The sequence below is a fragment of the Pseudomonas sp. SR18 genome, assembly GCF_023701505.1.
Taxonomy (GTDB): Bacteria; Pseudomonadota; Gammaproteobacteria; order Pseudomonadales; family Pseudomonadaceae; genus Aquipseudomonas; species Aquipseudomonas cyclaminis.
Window position 1 is genome coordinate 155,100 of record NZ_JAMQAU010000012.1, and the last position, 13,781, is coordinate 168,880.

General features: G+C 61.3%; 16 protein-coding genes and 1 pseudogene. 12 read left to right on the forward strand and 5 right to left on the reverse strand.

The features are described 5' to 3' along the window. Positions 1–28: 28 nt before the first annotated feature. The 3 genes from NDJ82_RS18490 to NDJ82_RS18500 form a co-directional block, all read right to left on the reverse strand. The gene (locus NDJ82_RS18490) at positions 29–958 is read right to left on the reverse strand and encodes a phasin family protein (protein WP_250926033.1); all 930 of its coding nucleotides are present in this window, start codon (positions 956–958) and stop codon (positions 29–31) included. Positions 959–970: 12 nt separating this feature from the next. Further along, a complete protein-coding gene (locus NDJ82_RS18495) occupies positions 971–1,393 on the reverse strand; it encodes a phasin family protein (protein ID WP_250926034.1) in 423 nt (140 codons plus the stop codon). Between the two features lie 104 nt (positions 1,394–1,497). Then, positions 1,498–1,773, reverse strand: coding sequence for a polyhydroxyalkanoic acid system family protein (locus tag NDJ82_RS18500; RefSeq protein ID WP_099583821.1), 276 nt, complete (start codon positions 1,771–1,773; stop codon positions 1,498–1,500). A 144-nt stretch (positions 1,774–1,917) separates the two neighbouring features. Between NDJ82_RS18500 and ubiE the strand changes: the two genes are divergently transcribed. From ubiE to NDJ82_RS18555, 12 genes and pseudogenes are all read left to right on the forward strand, one after another. Continuing rightward, positions 1,918–2,688, forward strand: a complete 771-nt coding sequence (gene ubiE, locus NDJ82_RS18505; protein WP_003171186.1) for a bifunctional demethylmenaquinone methyltransferase/2-methoxy-6-polyprenyl-1,4-benzoquinol methylase UbiE — start codon at positions 1,918–1,920, stop codon at positions 2,686–2,688. Then, positions 2,688–3,311, forward strand: coding sequence for a ubiquinone biosynthesis accessory factor UbiJ (locus NDJ82_RS18510; RefSeq protein ID WP_099583823.1), 624 nt, complete (start codon positions 2,688–2,690; stop codon positions 3,309–3,311). The genes ubiE and NDJ82_RS18510 overlap by 1 nt, the downstream gene beginning before the upstream one ends. Further along, complete coding sequence (gene ubiB, locus NDJ82_RS18515; RefSeq protein ID WP_099583824.1) at positions 3,308–4,912, forward strand: ubiquinone biosynthesis regulatory protein kinase UbiB; 1,605 nt, start codon at positions 3,308–3,310, stop codon at positions 4,910–4,912. Before NDJ82_RS18510 ends, ubiB begins: the two co-directional genes overlap by 4 nt. Before the next feature lie 41 nt (positions 4,913–4,953). Continuing rightward, positions 4,954–5,346 (forward strand): phosphoribosyl-AMP cyclohydrolase, encoded by a 393-nt coding sequence (gene hisI / locus NDJ82_RS18520; protein WP_012721796.1) that lies wholly within the window; start codon positions 4,954–4,956, stop codon positions 5,344–5,346. 2 nt (positions 5,347–5,348) lie between these two features. Further along, a complete protein-coding gene (locus tag NDJ82_RS18525; RefSeq protein ID WP_003209299.1) occupies positions 5,349–5,681 on the forward strand; it encodes a phosphoribosyl-ATP diphosphatase in 333 nt (110 codons plus the stop codon). Positions 5,682–5,707: 26 nt separating this feature from the next. Next, positions 5,708–5,986 (forward strand): twin-arginine translocase TatA/TatE family subunit, encoded by a 279-nt coding sequence (locus NDJ82_RS18530; protein WP_017738835.1) that lies wholly within the window; start codon positions 5,708–5,710, stop codon positions 5,984–5,986. Positions 5,987–5,996: 10 nt separating this feature from the next. Continuing rightward, on the forward strand, positions 5,997–6,407 hold the full coding sequence (tatB, locus tag NDJ82_RS18535; protein ID WP_099583826.1) for a Sec-independent protein translocase protein TatB: 411 nt from the start codon (positions 5,997–5,999) through the stop codon (positions 6,405–6,407). Continuing rightward, positions 6,404–7,195, forward strand: coding sequence for a twin-arginine translocase subunit TatC (tatC, locus tag NDJ82_RS18540; protein ID WP_049710428.1), 792 nt, complete (start codon positions 6,404–6,406; stop codon positions 7,193–7,195). The genes tatB and tatC overlap by 4 nt, the downstream gene beginning before the upstream one ends. Further along, the gene (locus NDJ82_RS18545) at positions 7,192–7,899 is read left to right on the forward strand and encodes a 16S rRNA (uracil(1498)-N(3))-methyltransferase (protein WP_099583827.1); all 708 of its coding nucleotides are present in this window, start codon (positions 7,192–7,194) and stop codon (positions 7,897–7,899) included. Before tatC ends, NDJ82_RS18545 begins: the two co-directional genes overlap by 4 nt. A gap of 219 nt (positions 7,900–8,118) precedes the next feature. Further along, a pseudogene (locus NDJ82_RS27720) lies at positions 8,119–9,087 on the forward strand (methyl-accepting chemotaxis protein); the annotation flags it as partial. Between the two features lie 144 nt (positions 9,088–9,231). Further along, positions 9,232–9,945 (forward strand): methyl-accepting chemotaxis protein, encoded by a 714-nt coding sequence (locus NDJ82_RS27725; protein WP_400528629.1) that lies wholly within the window; start codon positions 9,232–9,234, stop codon positions 9,943–9,945. Between the two features lie 153 nt (positions 9,946–10,098). Continuing rightward, entirely contained in the window at positions 10,099–12,006 is a 1,908-nt protein-coding gene (locus NDJ82_RS18555; RefSeq protein ID WP_250926036.1) for a methyl-accepting chemotaxis protein, read from the forward strand. Between the two features lie 11 nt (positions 12,007–12,017). Here the strand turns inward: NDJ82_RS18555 and NDJ82_RS18560 are convergent, their stop codons facing one another. Together NDJ82_RS18560 and NDJ82_RS18565 are read right to left on the reverse strand one after the other, a co-directional pair. Beyond that, complete coding sequence (locus NDJ82_RS18560) at positions 12,018–12,752, reverse strand: amino acid ABC transporter ATP-binding protein (protein ID WP_057724449.1); 735 nt, start codon at positions 12,750–12,752, stop codon at positions 12,018–12,020. Further along, positions 12,745–13,704, reverse strand: a complete 960-nt coding sequence (locus NDJ82_RS18565) for an amino acid ABC transporter permease (RefSeq protein ID WP_250926037.1) — start codon at positions 13,702–13,704, stop codon at positions 12,745–12,747. Before NDJ82_RS18565 ends, NDJ82_RS18560 begins: the two co-directional genes overlap by 8 nt. Positions 13,705–13,781 lie beyond the last annotated feature (77 nt).

The following is a 13,781-nucleotide window of genomic DNA, read 5'->3' on the forward strand; positions in this document are numbered from 1 at the left end:
AGGCCGGGCATTTTTTGTCCCGAAAGGATCAGGACTGACTGGATGGCGTCGGCGTTGCCGGCGTTGCAGTCGGGGCAGCAGCAGGCGCTGGCGCGGACACCGAGTTGGCTGTCGAAGCGGTTGGCGCTGGCGTTGCAGGCTTGGCGGCTACGGCCGGCTTTGGCGCTGCTGGTTTTTTCGCGACTGCTGGCTTCTTCGCGGCCGCTGGCTTCTTCGCAGCGGCTGGTTTGGCAGCAGGCTTGGCCACCGCCGGTTTGGCAGCAGCTGGTTTAACGGCTGGCTTGGCGGCTGCGGTTTTAGCAGCTGGCTTGGCTGCCGGTTTGGCGACGGCCTTCACTGCAGGTTTAGCCGCAGGCTTGGCAGCGGCTTTGGCAGCCACTGGTTTGGCTTTGGCGGCTGGCTTGGCAGCGGCCTTAGCCGGCGCCTTGGCCGCAGGTTTTGCAGCTGGCTTGGCGGCGGCTTTTACCAGAGGCTTGGCGGCAGTTTTAGCGGCGGGTTTGGCAGCAGCCGTTTTAGCGACTGGCTTGGCAGCCGGCTTAGCCGCAGCGGCTTTAGCCGGGGCGACTTTGGCACCGGTGAGTTTTTCGATTTGCTTGGTCAGGGTATCGACCTTGCTGTGCAGCGTTTTCAGCTCGGCCTTGCTCGGCACACCCAGTCGCGAAATGGCACTGTTCAGGCGCTTGTCGAAAGTCTCTTCCAACTTGCCCCAAGTGTCAGAAATACTCGACTTGGCAGAACCGGCAGTTGCCTTGGCCGCTTCAACTTTTTTACCAACCGTGGTTTTGGTCAACTTCTCGGCTTTCTCGCCGTCCTTGACCAAAGTCTCGAAGTACTTGCCGCCGTCACTGCTAACCTTCGAGTACACGCCTAAACCAGCAAGCCAGATCTTACGGGAATATTTTTCAACTTCCCCGACCCACGAGCTGCCTTCTTTCTGAGTAGTCTTTTTAACAGCCATCCCGATGTCTCCTTAGTGTTTACGCGCGACACGTTCGAGCAATGCCGTCAGCTCTTCGAGCTTAGCAGAGAGTGTCTCCACGTCATGTTTAGACGCAATGCCGATTCGATTCAAGGCACTGGCTACACGAGTATCAAAAGCTTTTTCAACTTTATCCAGCTGAACTTCTACCAGACCTTTGACGGAAGAGACATTACTCTTTACTTGGTCAATCTGACTGTTGGCGGCATCAAGTTGTTCAACTGCAACTTTTTTGCCTTTGCTTTCAACATGTTGACCGCTCTTTACGAGCTCTTTGAAGTACTCGCCACCCTCACTGCCGACCTTCGCATAAGCACCGAGACCGGCCAGCCAGATCTTGCGGGCGTAGGTTTTAACGTCAGTCAGGACACCGGTCTGAACGTCGATTTTTTTCTTCAGGATAACTTTGGCCATGGTGCACCTCACGCAGATCGGGGGAGAGGAACGGCCCACAGGAGTTGAGGGCCTGGGCACAAAGTAGGCTGGAAAATTAGAATCGGCACCCTAAGAACAATCGGTCAGGCCAGCGCCTTATCCAGGGCTTTCTCGATTTCAGACTTGATCGTGCCGCTCATGGCCGACATCAACAGCCCCAACTCCACATCGATACGCAGCGAATCATCCGCCACTAATACAGTGCCTTTAACCCCGGAACGCTTGAGGTTCAAGGTGTCGCCGGACCACGAAGGCTCCAGGCCATATTGTTCCTTGAGTTTGAGCGCCAACTTCTCGGCCTTTGCCCGTGCGCCTTCTTTACCCAGGGAATGTGCACGCTCAACGGTGATACGGGCCATTGCAATGACTCCTCTTTATAGGGATTTGCCTGCCTTCAATGCGGCAAAAGGTCTCGGTGGGCAGCTATCTTACCTGCAGCCTTGCCAAGACAAAGCAGGCCTTGGGGATTATCATGTCCCGCATTCTCTTTTGGTGACAGCGATATGACTGATCAGCGCAAAGGCAGCGATGCCGAACCCACCACTCACTTCGGCTTCAAGAACGTCCCGGAAAGCCAGAAAGCGGAAAAAGTCGCAGAGGTGTTTCACTCCGTCGCCGCCAAGTACGACCTGATGAACGACGTGCTCTCCGGCGGCATGCACCGCCTGTGGAAGCGTTTCACCATCGAGTTGTCGGGCGTACGCACCGGCAACCGCGTGCTGGACATCGCCGGCGGTACGGGCGACCTGGCGGCCAAGTTCTCCAAGCTCGTCGGCCCGACGGGCCAGGTGGTACTGGCGGACATCAACGGCTCGATGCTCAAGGTTGGCCGTGACCGCCTGCTCGACAAGGGCGTGGCCGGCAATATTGAATTCGTCCAGGCCGACGCTGAAAAGCTGCCGTTCCCCGACAACCATTTCGACTGCGTGACCATCGCCTTCGGCCTGCGCAACGTGACGCACAAGGAAGACGCGATCCGCTCGATGCTGCGCGTCCTCAAGCCGGGTGGACGCCTGTTGGTGCTGGAGTTCTCCAAGCCGACCAACGCGCTGATGTCCAAGGTCTACGACACCTATTCCTTCGCCTTCATGCCATTGATGGGCAAGCTGATCACCAATGATGCCGAGAGCTACCGCTACCTGGCCGAGTCGATCCGCATGCACCCCGACCAGGAAACCCTGAAGTCGATGATGGTAGAGGCCGGTTTCGACCGCGTGACCTACCACAACATGACCTCGGGCATCGTCGCCCTGCACCGCGGCATCAAGCCCTGATGCTGTTCGCAGGCCTGCTCGCCAGCGTCGAACACGGCCTCAACCGTGTGCTGCGCCTGGACAGTACCGCCCTGGCGCGGCTCGCGCATTTGAACGGCAAGGTGATTGCCGTCGATTGCACCAGCCCCGCCTTGCAGCTGTTTATCCTGCCCAGCGACGAAGGCCTGCTGCTCGCCAGCCAATGGGCCGCCGACGCCGACTGCACCCTGCGTGCGCCGGCATCGAGCCTGTTGCACCTGGCCTTGAGCCGCAACAAGACCGCCATCCTGCACAGCCCTGAAGTGGCGTTGGAAGGCGACAGCGCGGTGCTGATGGACCTGGCCGCTGTGCTGCAAGACCTGGAGCTGGACTGGGAATACGAGCTGTCACGCTGGATCGGCCCCGTGGCCACCCAACTGATCAGCGGGCACCTGCGCAGCCGCACGCGCTGGTACCAGCAAGGGTTCGCCAGCCTCAACCAGAACCTCGCCGAATACCTGAGCGAAGAATCGCGCACCCTGGTCGGAGAACGGGAAGCGCAAGCGCGCTTTCGCGAACTCGACAAGGCCAAAATCGACCTGGAACGCCTTGAGGCGCGCTTCGAGCGCCTGAGCCGTTCCCTTGATCCAAGCGATAACGCATGAAGCTGCTCGCCGTCCGCCGTTTGTTTCGTATCCAGCGCGTCGTAATCCGCTACCGCCTTGATGACCTGCTGTTCGCCCTGCCACTCCCGTGGTTCCTGCTGGCGGTGCGCTATGTGCTGCCGTGGCGCTGGTTCCCGCGCAAGCAACTGGAGCTGAGCCGGGGTGCGCGTCTGCGTCTGGCGCTACAGGACCTGGGGCCGATCTTTATCAAGTTCGGGCAGATCCTCTCGACGCGCCGCGACCTGCTGCCCGAAGACATCGCCGACGAACTGATGCTGTTGCAGGACCGCGTGCCGCCGTTCGACTCCAAGCAATCGATGGCGTTGATCGAAGAACAGCTGGGCAAGAAGATCAGCGACGTCTTTACCCGCTTCGACGTCGAGCCGCTGGCCTCAGCCTCCGTGGCACAAGTCCACGCCGCGCAGCTCAAGACCGGCGAAGAAGTGGTCGTGAAGGTAATTCGCCCCGGTCTCAAGCCGATCATCGGCCAGGACCTGGCATGGCTGTTCATCCTCGCCCGCGCCGCCGAACGTTTCTCTGCCGATGCGCGCCTGCTGCACCCGGTGGACGTGGTCGCCGACTACGAAAAAACCATCTACGACGAACTCGACCTGCTACGCGAAGCCGCCAACGCCAGCCAGCTCAAACGTAACTTCGAAGGCTCGCCGCTGCTGTACGTGCCGCAGGTGTATTGGGACTGGTGCCGCCCCAAGGTGCTGGTGATGGAGCGCATCTACGGCGTGCAGGTCACCGACCTCGCGACCCTGGCCGACCAGCGTACCGACATGAAGATGCTCGCCGAACGCGGCGTGGAGATCTTCTTCACCCAGGTGTTCCGCGACAGCTTCTTCCACGCCGACATGCACCCCGGCAACATCTTTGTCAGCACCGTCAACCCGTGGAGCCCGCAGTATATTGCGATCGACTGCGGCATCGTCGGCAGCCTGACGCCGGAAGACCAGGACTACCTGGCGCGCAACCTGTTCGCCTTCTTCAAGCGTGACTACCGCCGAGTGGCACAGTTGCACATTGATTCGGGTTGGGTTCCGGCGGAAACCAAACTCAACGAGTTCGAAGCCGCTATCCGCACCGTATGCGAACCGATCTTTGAAAAACCGTTGAAGGACATCTCCTTTGGACAGGTGCTGATGCGCCTGTTCCAGACGGCGCGGCGCTTCAATATGGAAGTGCAGCCGCAGTTGGTCCTGCTGCAAAAAACCTTGCTCAACATCGAAGGCCTGGGCCGTCAGTTGTACCCGGACCTCGACCTGTGGAACACCGCCCAGCCGTTCCTGGAACGCTGGATGCGCGAGCGCATGAGCCCGAAAACCGTGCTGGGCAACCTCCACAGCCAGATGGAGCAACTGCCGCACCTGGCCAACATGACCCGCGACCTGCTGGAACGCATGTCCCAGCCCCACGCCAAGGACCCGGAACCACCATGGCGCAAGCGCAAGGACGACTGGTTCCTGCGCCTGCTCGGCGCGGCGCACCTGGTGGGCGGGGTGATGCTGGCGATTGGCGGGCCGTTGAATCAATTGGGCCACTGGCCAGCGGGGATCATGGTCGCCGTGGGTGTTTATCTGATCGTGCGTCGATAGCCAATCCGGTTATACACTGTCGCAAATTGCCGGAGCCGAACATGAAAGACTGGCTGGACGAGATCAAGTGGGACAGTGACGGCCTGGTGCCGGCCATTGCCCAGGACTACAAGACCGGGCGCGTGCTGATGATGGCCTGGATGAACCGCGAGGCCCTGAGCCTCACCGCCACTGAGCAGCGCGCCATTTACTGGTCACGTTCGCGTGGCAAACTGTGGCGCAAGGGCGAAGAGTCCGGGCACGTGCAGACCCTGCACGAGATGCGCATCGATTGTGACGCCGACGTGGTGATCCTCAAGGTCGAGCAGATTGGCGATATCGCCTGCCACACCGGCCGTCACAGCTGCTTCTACCGCGTATTCGAGAACGGCGAATGGAAGGTTGTAGAGCCGGTGCTCAAAGACCCGCACGCCATTTACTCCGCAGGACACTGATCATGAGCGATACCCTGAACCGCGTGGCCCAGGTGCTGGAAGACCGCAAAGGTGCGGACGCCGACAGCTCCTACGTCGCCAGCCTGTACCACAAGGGCCTGAACAAGATTCTGGAAAAGCTCGGCGAAGAGTCCGTCGAGACGATCATCGCCGCCAAGGACGCACAAATCAGCGGCGACTGCAGCGATGTCATCTATGAGACCGCTGACTTGTGGTTCCATAGCCTGGTCATGCTCGCCCAACTGGGGCAGCATCCACAGGCCGTACTGGATGAACTGGACCGTCGCTTCGGCTTGTCCGGGCATGCCGAAAAGGCCTCGCGCCCGTCCGCTTGAATAACTAAGACTAGAGGATTTGCAGCATGGGCATTTTTGACTGGAAACACTGGATCGTCATTCTGGTGGTCGTGGTACTGGTGTTCGGCACCAAGAAACTCAAGAACCTGGGCACCGACGTGGGCGAGTCGATCAAGGGCTTTCGCAAAGCCATGAACGACGACGAAAAGCCTGCCGACCCAGCCGCCAATCCGGTGCCGCCGGCCCAGCCGGTGCATCCGCAGGCCGCCCAGCCGATCACCGAGCGTCGCACCTTCGACGTGCAGGCTGAGAAAGTCGAAGAGCCGACCCGCAAAGACTCGTGAGCACTGACTAATGTTTGGTATCAGCTTCTCTGAACTGCTGCTCGTCGGCCTCGTGGCCCTGTTGGTACTGGGGCCGGAACGCCTGCCCGGTGCCGCGCGCACGGCCGGCCTGTGGATCGGGCGCCTGAAACGCAGTTTCAACGCGATCAAACAGGAAGTTGAACGGGAAATCGGCGCCGACGAGATCCGCCGGCAACTGCACAACGAGCACATTCTGTCGCTGGAGCAGGAAGCCCGGAAGATTCTGTCCCCCGTCCAGGAACCCGCCAGACCGGTGGAACCCGTGGCCGAGCACAGCATCGCGCCCGCCGTTGAGCCTGCGCCCGCTGCCCCGATTCCGACCGCGCCAACCGAGCCTGCGCCGACGCCTGCCGCGTCGCCCGCGCCCCATGACCCTACTTTGCCGCCGCGAGCCCCATGAGCGCTGATAAACCGGAAAACGACCAGCACATGCCGCTGGTCTCGCACCTCACCGAGCTGCGTACCCGCCTGCTGCGTTGCGTAGCGGCCATCTTCATCATCTTTGCCGGGCTGTTCGCCTTTACCCAGCAGATCTACACCTTCGTCTCCACGCCTTTGCGCCAGTACCTGCCGGCCGGCGCGACGATGATCGCCACCGACGTGTCATCGCCGTTCCTTACGCCGCTGAAACTGACGATGATGGTCTCGCTGTTCCTGGCGATCCCGGTGATCCTGCATCAGATCTGGGGCTTTATTGCGCCGGGCCTGTACAAGCACGAAAAACGCATCGCCGTGCCGCTGCTGGTGTCGAGCATCCTGTTGTTCTACACCGGCATGGCGTTCGCCTACTTCCTGGTGTTCCCGTTGATCTTCAAGTTCTTCGCCGCTGCCACTCCGGCCGGCGTGGAGATGATGACCGACATCACCAGCTACCTCGACTTCGTGATGACGCTGTTCTTCGCCTTTGGCGTGGCCTTCGAAATCCCGGTGGCGGTGGTGTTGCTGGTGTGGATCGGCGTGGTCAACGTGGCTTATCTGAAGAAGATCCGCCCGTACGTGATCATCGGCTGCTTCGTGGTCGGCATGATCCTGACGCCGCCGGACATCTTCTCCCAGACCCTGCTGGCCGTGCCGATGTGGATGCTGTTCGAGATCGGCATCCTGTTCAGCGGTTTGATCAGCAAGCGTGGCGAACACCCGGATGACCAACCCGCCGACGACGACCAGCCGCCAGCGACCCAGCCGTGAACCTGCTGCTGCTTGAAGAGGCCGACTTTATCGCGGCCGACCGGGTGATCCTGCGTGATCGACGCCTGGTGCATATGCAGGAAGTCCACCGCGCCGCCGTCGGCGACAGCCTGCGCGTGGGGCGCATCGGCGGGTTGATGGGCGCCGCGCAATTGCTGCGCCTGGAAGCCAGTGAAGCCGAACTGCAAGTGAGCTTCGACCAACCGCCGCCGACCAAACTGCCCCTGACCCTGCTGCTGGCCCTGCCGCGCCCGAAAATGCTGCGCCGGGTGCTGCAAACCGTGGCCGCCATGGGTGTGCCGAAGGTGGTGCTGGTCAACAGCTACCGGGTGGAAAAGAGCTTCTGGCAAACCCCGTTCCTGGAGCCCGAAGCGATTCGCGAGCAACTGATCCTCGGCCTGGAACAGGCGCGGGACACGGTGTTGCCCGAGATCATCATCGAAAAACGCTTCAAGCCGTTCGTCGAAGACCGACTGCCGGCCCTGACCGAAGGCACCCTGGGCCTGATCGGCCATCCCGGTGATTATCCAGCGTGCCCCCGCGGGCTGGATGAGCCGGTGACCCTCGCCATCGGCCCCGAAGGCGGTTGGATTCCCTACGAAGTCGACCTGCTGGCCAAGGCCGGCTTGCAGCCGGTGCAACTCGGCGCCCGGATCCTGCGGGTCGAAACCGCCGTGACGGCCCTCCTCGCCCGCCTGTTCTAAACACACCACACATCCAATGTGGGAGAGGGCTTGCCCCCCTCCCACATTGGTCTGCATCGCTACAGAATCCCGGAACCGTGCCGATAACTCCTGAATAAGTCCAAGCCTTGTTCCACGGGAGTTCGCAGCATGTATCGTTGGTTAGCCGAAAAGCTGGGGAATGTCAGCGTCAAAACCAAACTGGGCGTAGGCTTCGGCCTGGTATTACTGCTCACAGTGATGATCACCCTCACCGGCTGGAAAGGCCTGGGCGATGTGATCAGTCGCGGTGACAAGCTAGGCTTTATCTCCAGCCTCAATGGGTTGACCAAGGACTTGCGTCTCGCACGCCTGGACTATGACATGCGTCGTGGCGAACAAGGACCGGGCGCGGTCAGCGAGTTACTGAACAAGCTCGACATCGGCCTCAAGACCGCCCGCACGCTGATTGAACAACCCGCCGACACGGCCCTGGTCGATGAACAGTTGGCTGCTGTGGACCAGTACAAGCGCGCTTTCAGCGACATGGTGCAGGCTGGCGCCAACCGCGAAAACGCCCGCAGCAAGCTGGGCGATACCGCCGACAATGCGGTCGTCAAAATCAACGAGATCGAAAAGTCGTTGCTGCAAGGCGACAGCGTCAGCCTGTTCAACAGCGTGGTGGACGTGAGCAAGCTGATCCAGCAGGCGCGCTTCCAGGTGCGCGGCTACACCTACAGCGGCAAGGTCGAAGCCGAGCAGCCGGCACTGGATGCCATCGACAACGCCCTGAAAAAAATCACCAGCCTCAACGGCCAACTGCCCGAGCAATATTCGACCAATCTGCAACAGGCCAGCGTTTCGCTGCAAGCCTACCGCGCCGCTGTCAGCCAGTACCGTGACTCGCAGGTGGCCAACGCAGCTGCCCTCAAGATCATGACCGCACAAGGCGATCTGCTGCTGGGTCACAGCGACAAGCTGACCATTTCCCAAACGGTGGTGCGCGATACCGACGCCGCACAAGCCAAGTACCTTCTGCTGCTGGCTACCGTGCTGGCGTTGATCTTTGGCCTGGTGGCTGCCTGGGCGATCACCCGCCAGATCATCATCCCGTTGGACCAGACCCTCCAGGTCGCCGAGCGCGTTGCCTCCGGCGACCTGAGCCATAACCTGACCTCGTTGCGCCAGGACGAACTCGGCCAGTTGCAACGGGCCATGCAGAGCATGACCGTAGGCCTGCGCGAGTTGATCGGCGGCATCAGCGAAGGCGTGACTCAGATCGCCAGCGCTGCCGAGCAACTGTCGGCCGTCACCGAACAGACCAGCGCCGGGGTCAACAGCCAGAAAGTCGAGACCGACCAGGTGGCCACCGCGATGAACGAGATGGCCGCCACCGTGCAGGAAGTCGCACGCAATGCCGAAGAAGCCTCCGAAGCCGCCGCAGCAGCTGACCAGCAGGCCCGCGAAGGCGACAAGGTGGTCGGTGAAGCCATCGCCCAGATCGAGCGCCTTGCCACTGAGGTTGGCAACTCCACGGTCGCCATGGGCGACCTGAAACGCGAAAGCGACAAGATCGGCAGCGTGCTCGACGTGATCAAGTCCGTGGCCCAGCAAACCAACCTGCTGGCGCTCAACGCGGCGATTGAAGCCGCCCGCGCCGGTGAAGCCGGACGTGGCTTCGCCGTGGTGGCCGATGAAGTGCGCAGCCTGGCCCAGCGCACCCAGAAGTCCACCGAAGAGATCGAAGAGCTGATTGCCGGCCTGCAGAGCGGCACGCAACAGGTCGCGACCATCATGGACAACAGCCGCAACCTCACCGACAGCAGCGTCGAACTGACCCGCCGCGCCGGCAGCGCGCTGGAGAACATCACCCGTACCGTCTCGACCATCCAGGCGATGAACTCCCAGATCGCCACCGCCGCCGAACAGCAAAGCGCCGTGGCGGAAGAGATCAACCGCAGTGTGCTGAACGTGCGCGACGTCTCGGAGCAGACGGCTGCAGCCAGTGAAGAAACCGCCGCGTCGAGCACCGAACTGGCGCGCCTGGGCACCCACCTGCAAGCACTGGTCGGTCGCTTCCGCGTCTGACCCACCTCCCCGCGCGGCGACCTGCCCTGGGTCGCCGCCTACAATCTGCGAAATTTCCCACACGTTTTTCAGGCCCACCCGACCTTCAAAGTCACTAGCGTTCAAGTGAGTTCATCGAACTACACCCGTTAGCTCGCTTGTCGGAGGTCAATCATGTTTGGTCGAATGACTCACCTGCTGGGTAACGCCAGTGTCACCCTCAAACTGGTCCTGGGTTTCGCCCTGGTACTGGCCCTGAGCCTTGTCATTGCCGTGACCGGCTGGCAAGCATTGGCAGCGTCCCTTTACCGCTCACAAACCTTGACCGTGCTGGCGCAACTGGCGGTGGCTGGCGAAGAACTGCGCGCCGACAGAATTCTCTACCGCACTCTGGACGAGGCCAACAGCCTCAGTCGATTGAGCGCCAGCATGGAGAAAGTCGACGGGGCCCTGACGGAGCTGTCCAACCGACTCAAGGTGCCAAAGTCCCTTCAATACTTGCAGGAGATGACGCGGATTTCCGCCACCTTCAAATCCACCCTCAAGGGCGTGCCTGCGCTGGTGGAAAAACGCGAAAATGCCCGCGGACAACTGACACAGAGCACCACTCGTGCTGGCGATGTCCTGGCACAGCTGACCAGCGACTTGCCTGATCAGGACGATGAAAAAGCCCTGGAGGCCGTCGAAAACCTGCGCCAGGCCATGGAGCAGGCCGAAGACCGGGCCAAGAGTCCAGCCTGGGCGTCCAGCTCACTGGATGCCTATGACCAAGCCGTGGTTGACGCTGAGCGAGGCCTTGAACTCGCCCAAGCTGACGTGGCGAAGCTGTCGGTCGACAGCGTGGCGCTCAAAAATGCCGTCCTGAGCGTGCGCACCCACCTGACCCGGCTCAAGGACATCCAACTCACGACCGAACGTGCACATAACCAGTTGGAGCAGCAGTTGGATCAGTTGCTCACACAGAGTGATCTTTTGAGCCAGGATCAGACCCAACGACGCGACCGCGAAGCCGAACAAGCGCGCATTCAGACCTTGGGCATCGCCGCGGCTGCCCTGCTCCTCGGTGCCCTGGCCGCCTGGGTGATCGCCGGGCAAATCGTGCACCCGCTGCGCAAGGCGCTGTCGCTGGCCAATCGCATTGCCGAGGGCGATCTGAGCCACGATGTGCAGACACAGCGTCGCGACGAGCTGGGCCAGCTACAACGCAGCATGAGCCAAATGACGCTGAACCTGCGTGGGCTGATCGGCAACATCAGCGACAACGCGCGGCAAATCGCCAGCGCCGCCGAGGAACTCTCTACCGTCACCGAACAGACCCGCGCCGGAGTGAATAACCAGCGCGATGAAACCGAGCAGGTGGCGACGGCCATGAACCAGATGCTGGCTACCGCCCAGGAAGTCGCGCGCCACGCCGAGCAAGCGTCGATCGCCGCCAGCCAGGCCACTCAACAGGCGGAACTGGGCGATCAGGTAGTGATGGATGCCGTGGCGCAAATTGAACACCTGGCCCACGAGATGGCCCGTTCCAGCGAAGCCATGCTGGGCCTGCAACGCGAAAGCCAGAAGATCGGCAGCGTGCTGGATGTGATCAAGTCGGTGTCGCAGCAGACCAACCTGTTGGCGCTCAACGCCGCGATAGAAGCGGCACGGGCCGGTGAAGCCGGCCAAGGCTTCGCGGTGGTCGCCGATGAGGTGCGCAGCCTCGCCCAGCGGACCCAGCAGTCGGCTGAGGAAATCGAAGAGTTGATTGGTGGCTTGCACAGCGGCACGCAGCAGGCTGCCGACATCATGGACTACAGCCGAACGCTCACTGACAACAGCGTCGGCCTGACCCGCAACGCCGGGGACGCCCTGACGGAGATCGCCCGCACCGTGGCGCTCATCCAGGAAATGAACCCACAGATTGCCGCAGCGGCCGAGGAGCAAAGCCTGGTCGCCGAAGAGATCAATCGCAGCGTATTGAAAGTGCGCGACGTCTCGGAACAAACCGCTGCCGCCAGTGAGCAAACGGCGGCAGCGAGTATCGAGTTGGCGCGACTGGGAACGGATCTGCAGCAGTGTGTAGGAAGATTCAAGGTCTGAACGGCGTGTGCCTACAGAACCTGACGCAGGAACGCCTGGGCACGTGGGTCTTTCGGTGCATCAAAGAACTCGGCCGGTGCTGCATCTTCCAGCAACTTGCCATGATCGAAGAACAGCACGCGGTCCGCTACCTCGCGGGCAAAGCCCATCTCGTGGGTGACGCAGACCATGGTCATGCCTTCCAGGGCCAGGGTCTTCATCACGTCCAGCACTTCGCCGACCATTTCCGGGTCCAGGGCCGAGGTGGGTTCGTCGAACAGCATCACCTTGGGTTCCATCGCCAACGCCCGGGCAATCGCCACGCGCTGTTGCTGGCCGCCGGAAAGCCGGGATGGGAATTCGTTGGCCTTTTGCGCAATGCCGACCTTTTCCAGCAGCGCCAGGGCCTTGGCTTCACGCTCCTGCTTGCCGCGCTTGCGCACGACTTTTTGCGCCAGGCACAGGTTTTCCAAGACCGTCATGTGGGGGAACAGATTGAAGTGCTGGAACACCATGCCGACTTCACGGCGATAGGCGTTCACGTCGGTTTTCGGATCGGCCAACTGCAGGCCGTCGATGCTCACCGAACCCGAGTCGAACTCCTCCAGGCCATTGAGGCAGCGCAGGAAGGTGGACTTGCCAGAGCCGGACGGGCCGATCACCACCAGCACTTCGCCCTTGGCCACCTGGGTGGTCACGTGGTCCACCGCGCGTACCACATGGCCACGGGTGTCGAAGACTTTTACCAGATCGCGGACTTCAATCACTTTGGGCGAGCCTCCGCTCAAGCCGGCTGGCCATTTTCGACAGCGGCAGGTTGATCAGCAGGTACAGGCCTGCGACGCAGAACAGGATTTCAAACGGCGAGAACGAGGTAGTGATTACCTCACGACCGCTCTTGAGCAGTTCGGTAATGGCGATCACCGAGACCAGCGAGGTGTCTTTCACCAGGCTGATGAATTGCCCTGCCAGGGGCGGCAGTACGCGCTTGAAGGCTTGCGGCAGCACCACATGGCGCATCGACTGGCCGGCACTCAGGCCGAGCGAGCGTGCGGCTTCGTTCTGGCCACGGGTGATGGACTGCACACCCGCACGAACGATTTCCGCCACATAGGCGCCGGTGAACAACGAGAGCGCGGCGATCCCGGCAAATTCACGGGACAGGTTGAGCACCGTGCCGATAAAGAAATAGAAAATGAAGATCTGCACCAACAATGGGGTGCCGCGTACCAGTTCGACGTAGATCGTCGACAGATCGCGCAAGGTCGGGTTATTCGAAAGTCGGCACAAACCGGTAGCAAGGCCAATCGCCAAACCGAGAATCCCGGAGACAACCGACAGCCACAGTGTGGTCCACAAACCCCACATCAACGGGCCCAGTGCCCAATGACGATTCACACCAATAACATAACCTTCGGCGACGTCGTCGCCGCGTGACACTTGCAGGCTGTTGTCGGCGACCGTCACTTTCTGCTCGGCGCCTGCGTCGTTGCGCAGGGTCACTTCGGCCACGTCACCTTTGCGGACCAGGTCAATGACGGTGGAGATATCCGCTGCCCGCTGGGCTTCTTCGGCCTGGTACGCGAAGTATTGCGGCACGCGGTTCCAGCGCCATTCGTAGGACATCAGCGAAGTGGCGTAGTACAAAGCGCCGGCCAGACCGACCAGCACGACCACGGTCAGCAGGTGCCACGGCCATTGGACTTTTTTCTGTTTCATTTCAGGTTCCGGGTTATGTGTCGCCTGGCAGGCCGTCATCGGGGGCAAGCCCCCTCCCACATTTTGACCGCATTCTC

Bases quoted from the DNA above. Each gene is read 5' to 3' on its own strand.
- tatB (WP_099583826.1), top strand. From the start codon at position 5,997: ATGTTTGGTATCAGCTTCTCTGAACTGCTGCTCGTCGGCCTCGTGGCC.
- NDJ82_RS18510 (WP_099583823.1), top strand. From the start codon at position 2,688: ATGCTGTTCGCAGGCCTGCTCGCCAGCGTCGAACACGGCCTCAACCGT.
- tatC (WP_049710428.1), top strand. From the start codon at position 6,404: ATGAGCGCTGATAAACCGGAAAACGACCAGCACATGCCGCTGGTCTCG.
- ubiB (WP_099583824.1), top strand. From the start codon at position 3,308: ATGAAGCTGCTCGCCGTCCGCCGTTTGTTTCGTATCCAGCGCGTCGTA.
- NDJ82_RS18500 (WP_099583821.1), bottom strand. From the start codon at position 1,773: ATGGCCCGTATCACCGTTGAGCGTGCACATTCCCTGGGTAAAGAAGGC.
- NDJ82_RS18555 (WP_250926036.1), top strand. From the start codon at position 10,099: ATGTTTGGTCGAATGACTCACCTGCTGGGTAACGCCAGTGTCACCCTC.
- ubiE (WP_003171186.1), top strand. From the start codon at position 1,918: ATGACTGATCAGCGCAAAGGCAGCGATGCCGAACCCACCACTCACTTC.
- hisI (WP_012721796.1), top strand. From the start codon at position 4,954: ATGAAAGACTGGCTGGACGAGATCAAGTGGGACAGTGACGGCCTGGTG.
- NDJ82_RS18525 (WP_003209299.1), top strand. From the start codon at position 5,349: ATGAGCGATACCCTGAACCGCGTGGCCCAGGTGCTGGAAGACCGCAAA.
- NDJ82_RS18530 (WP_017738835.1), top strand. From the start codon at position 5,708: ATGGGCATTTTTGACTGGAAACACTGGATCGTCATTCTGGTGGTCGTG.
- NDJ82_RS18565 (WP_250926037.1), bottom strand. From the start codon at position 13,704: ATGAAACAGAAAAAAGTCCAATGGCCGTGGCACCTGCTGACCGTGGTC.
- NDJ82_RS18495 (WP_250926034.1), bottom strand. From the start codon at position 1,393: ATGGCCAAAGTTATCCTGAAGAAAAAAATCGACGTTCAGACCGGTGTC.
- NDJ82_RS27725 (WP_400528629.1), top strand. From the start codon at position 9,232: ATGAACGAGATGGCCGCCACCGTGCAGGAAGTCGCACGCAATGCCGAA.
- NDJ82_RS18490 (WP_250926033.1), bottom strand. From the start codon at position 958: ATGGCTGTTAAAAAGACTACTCAGAAAGAAGGCAGCTCGTGGGTCGGG.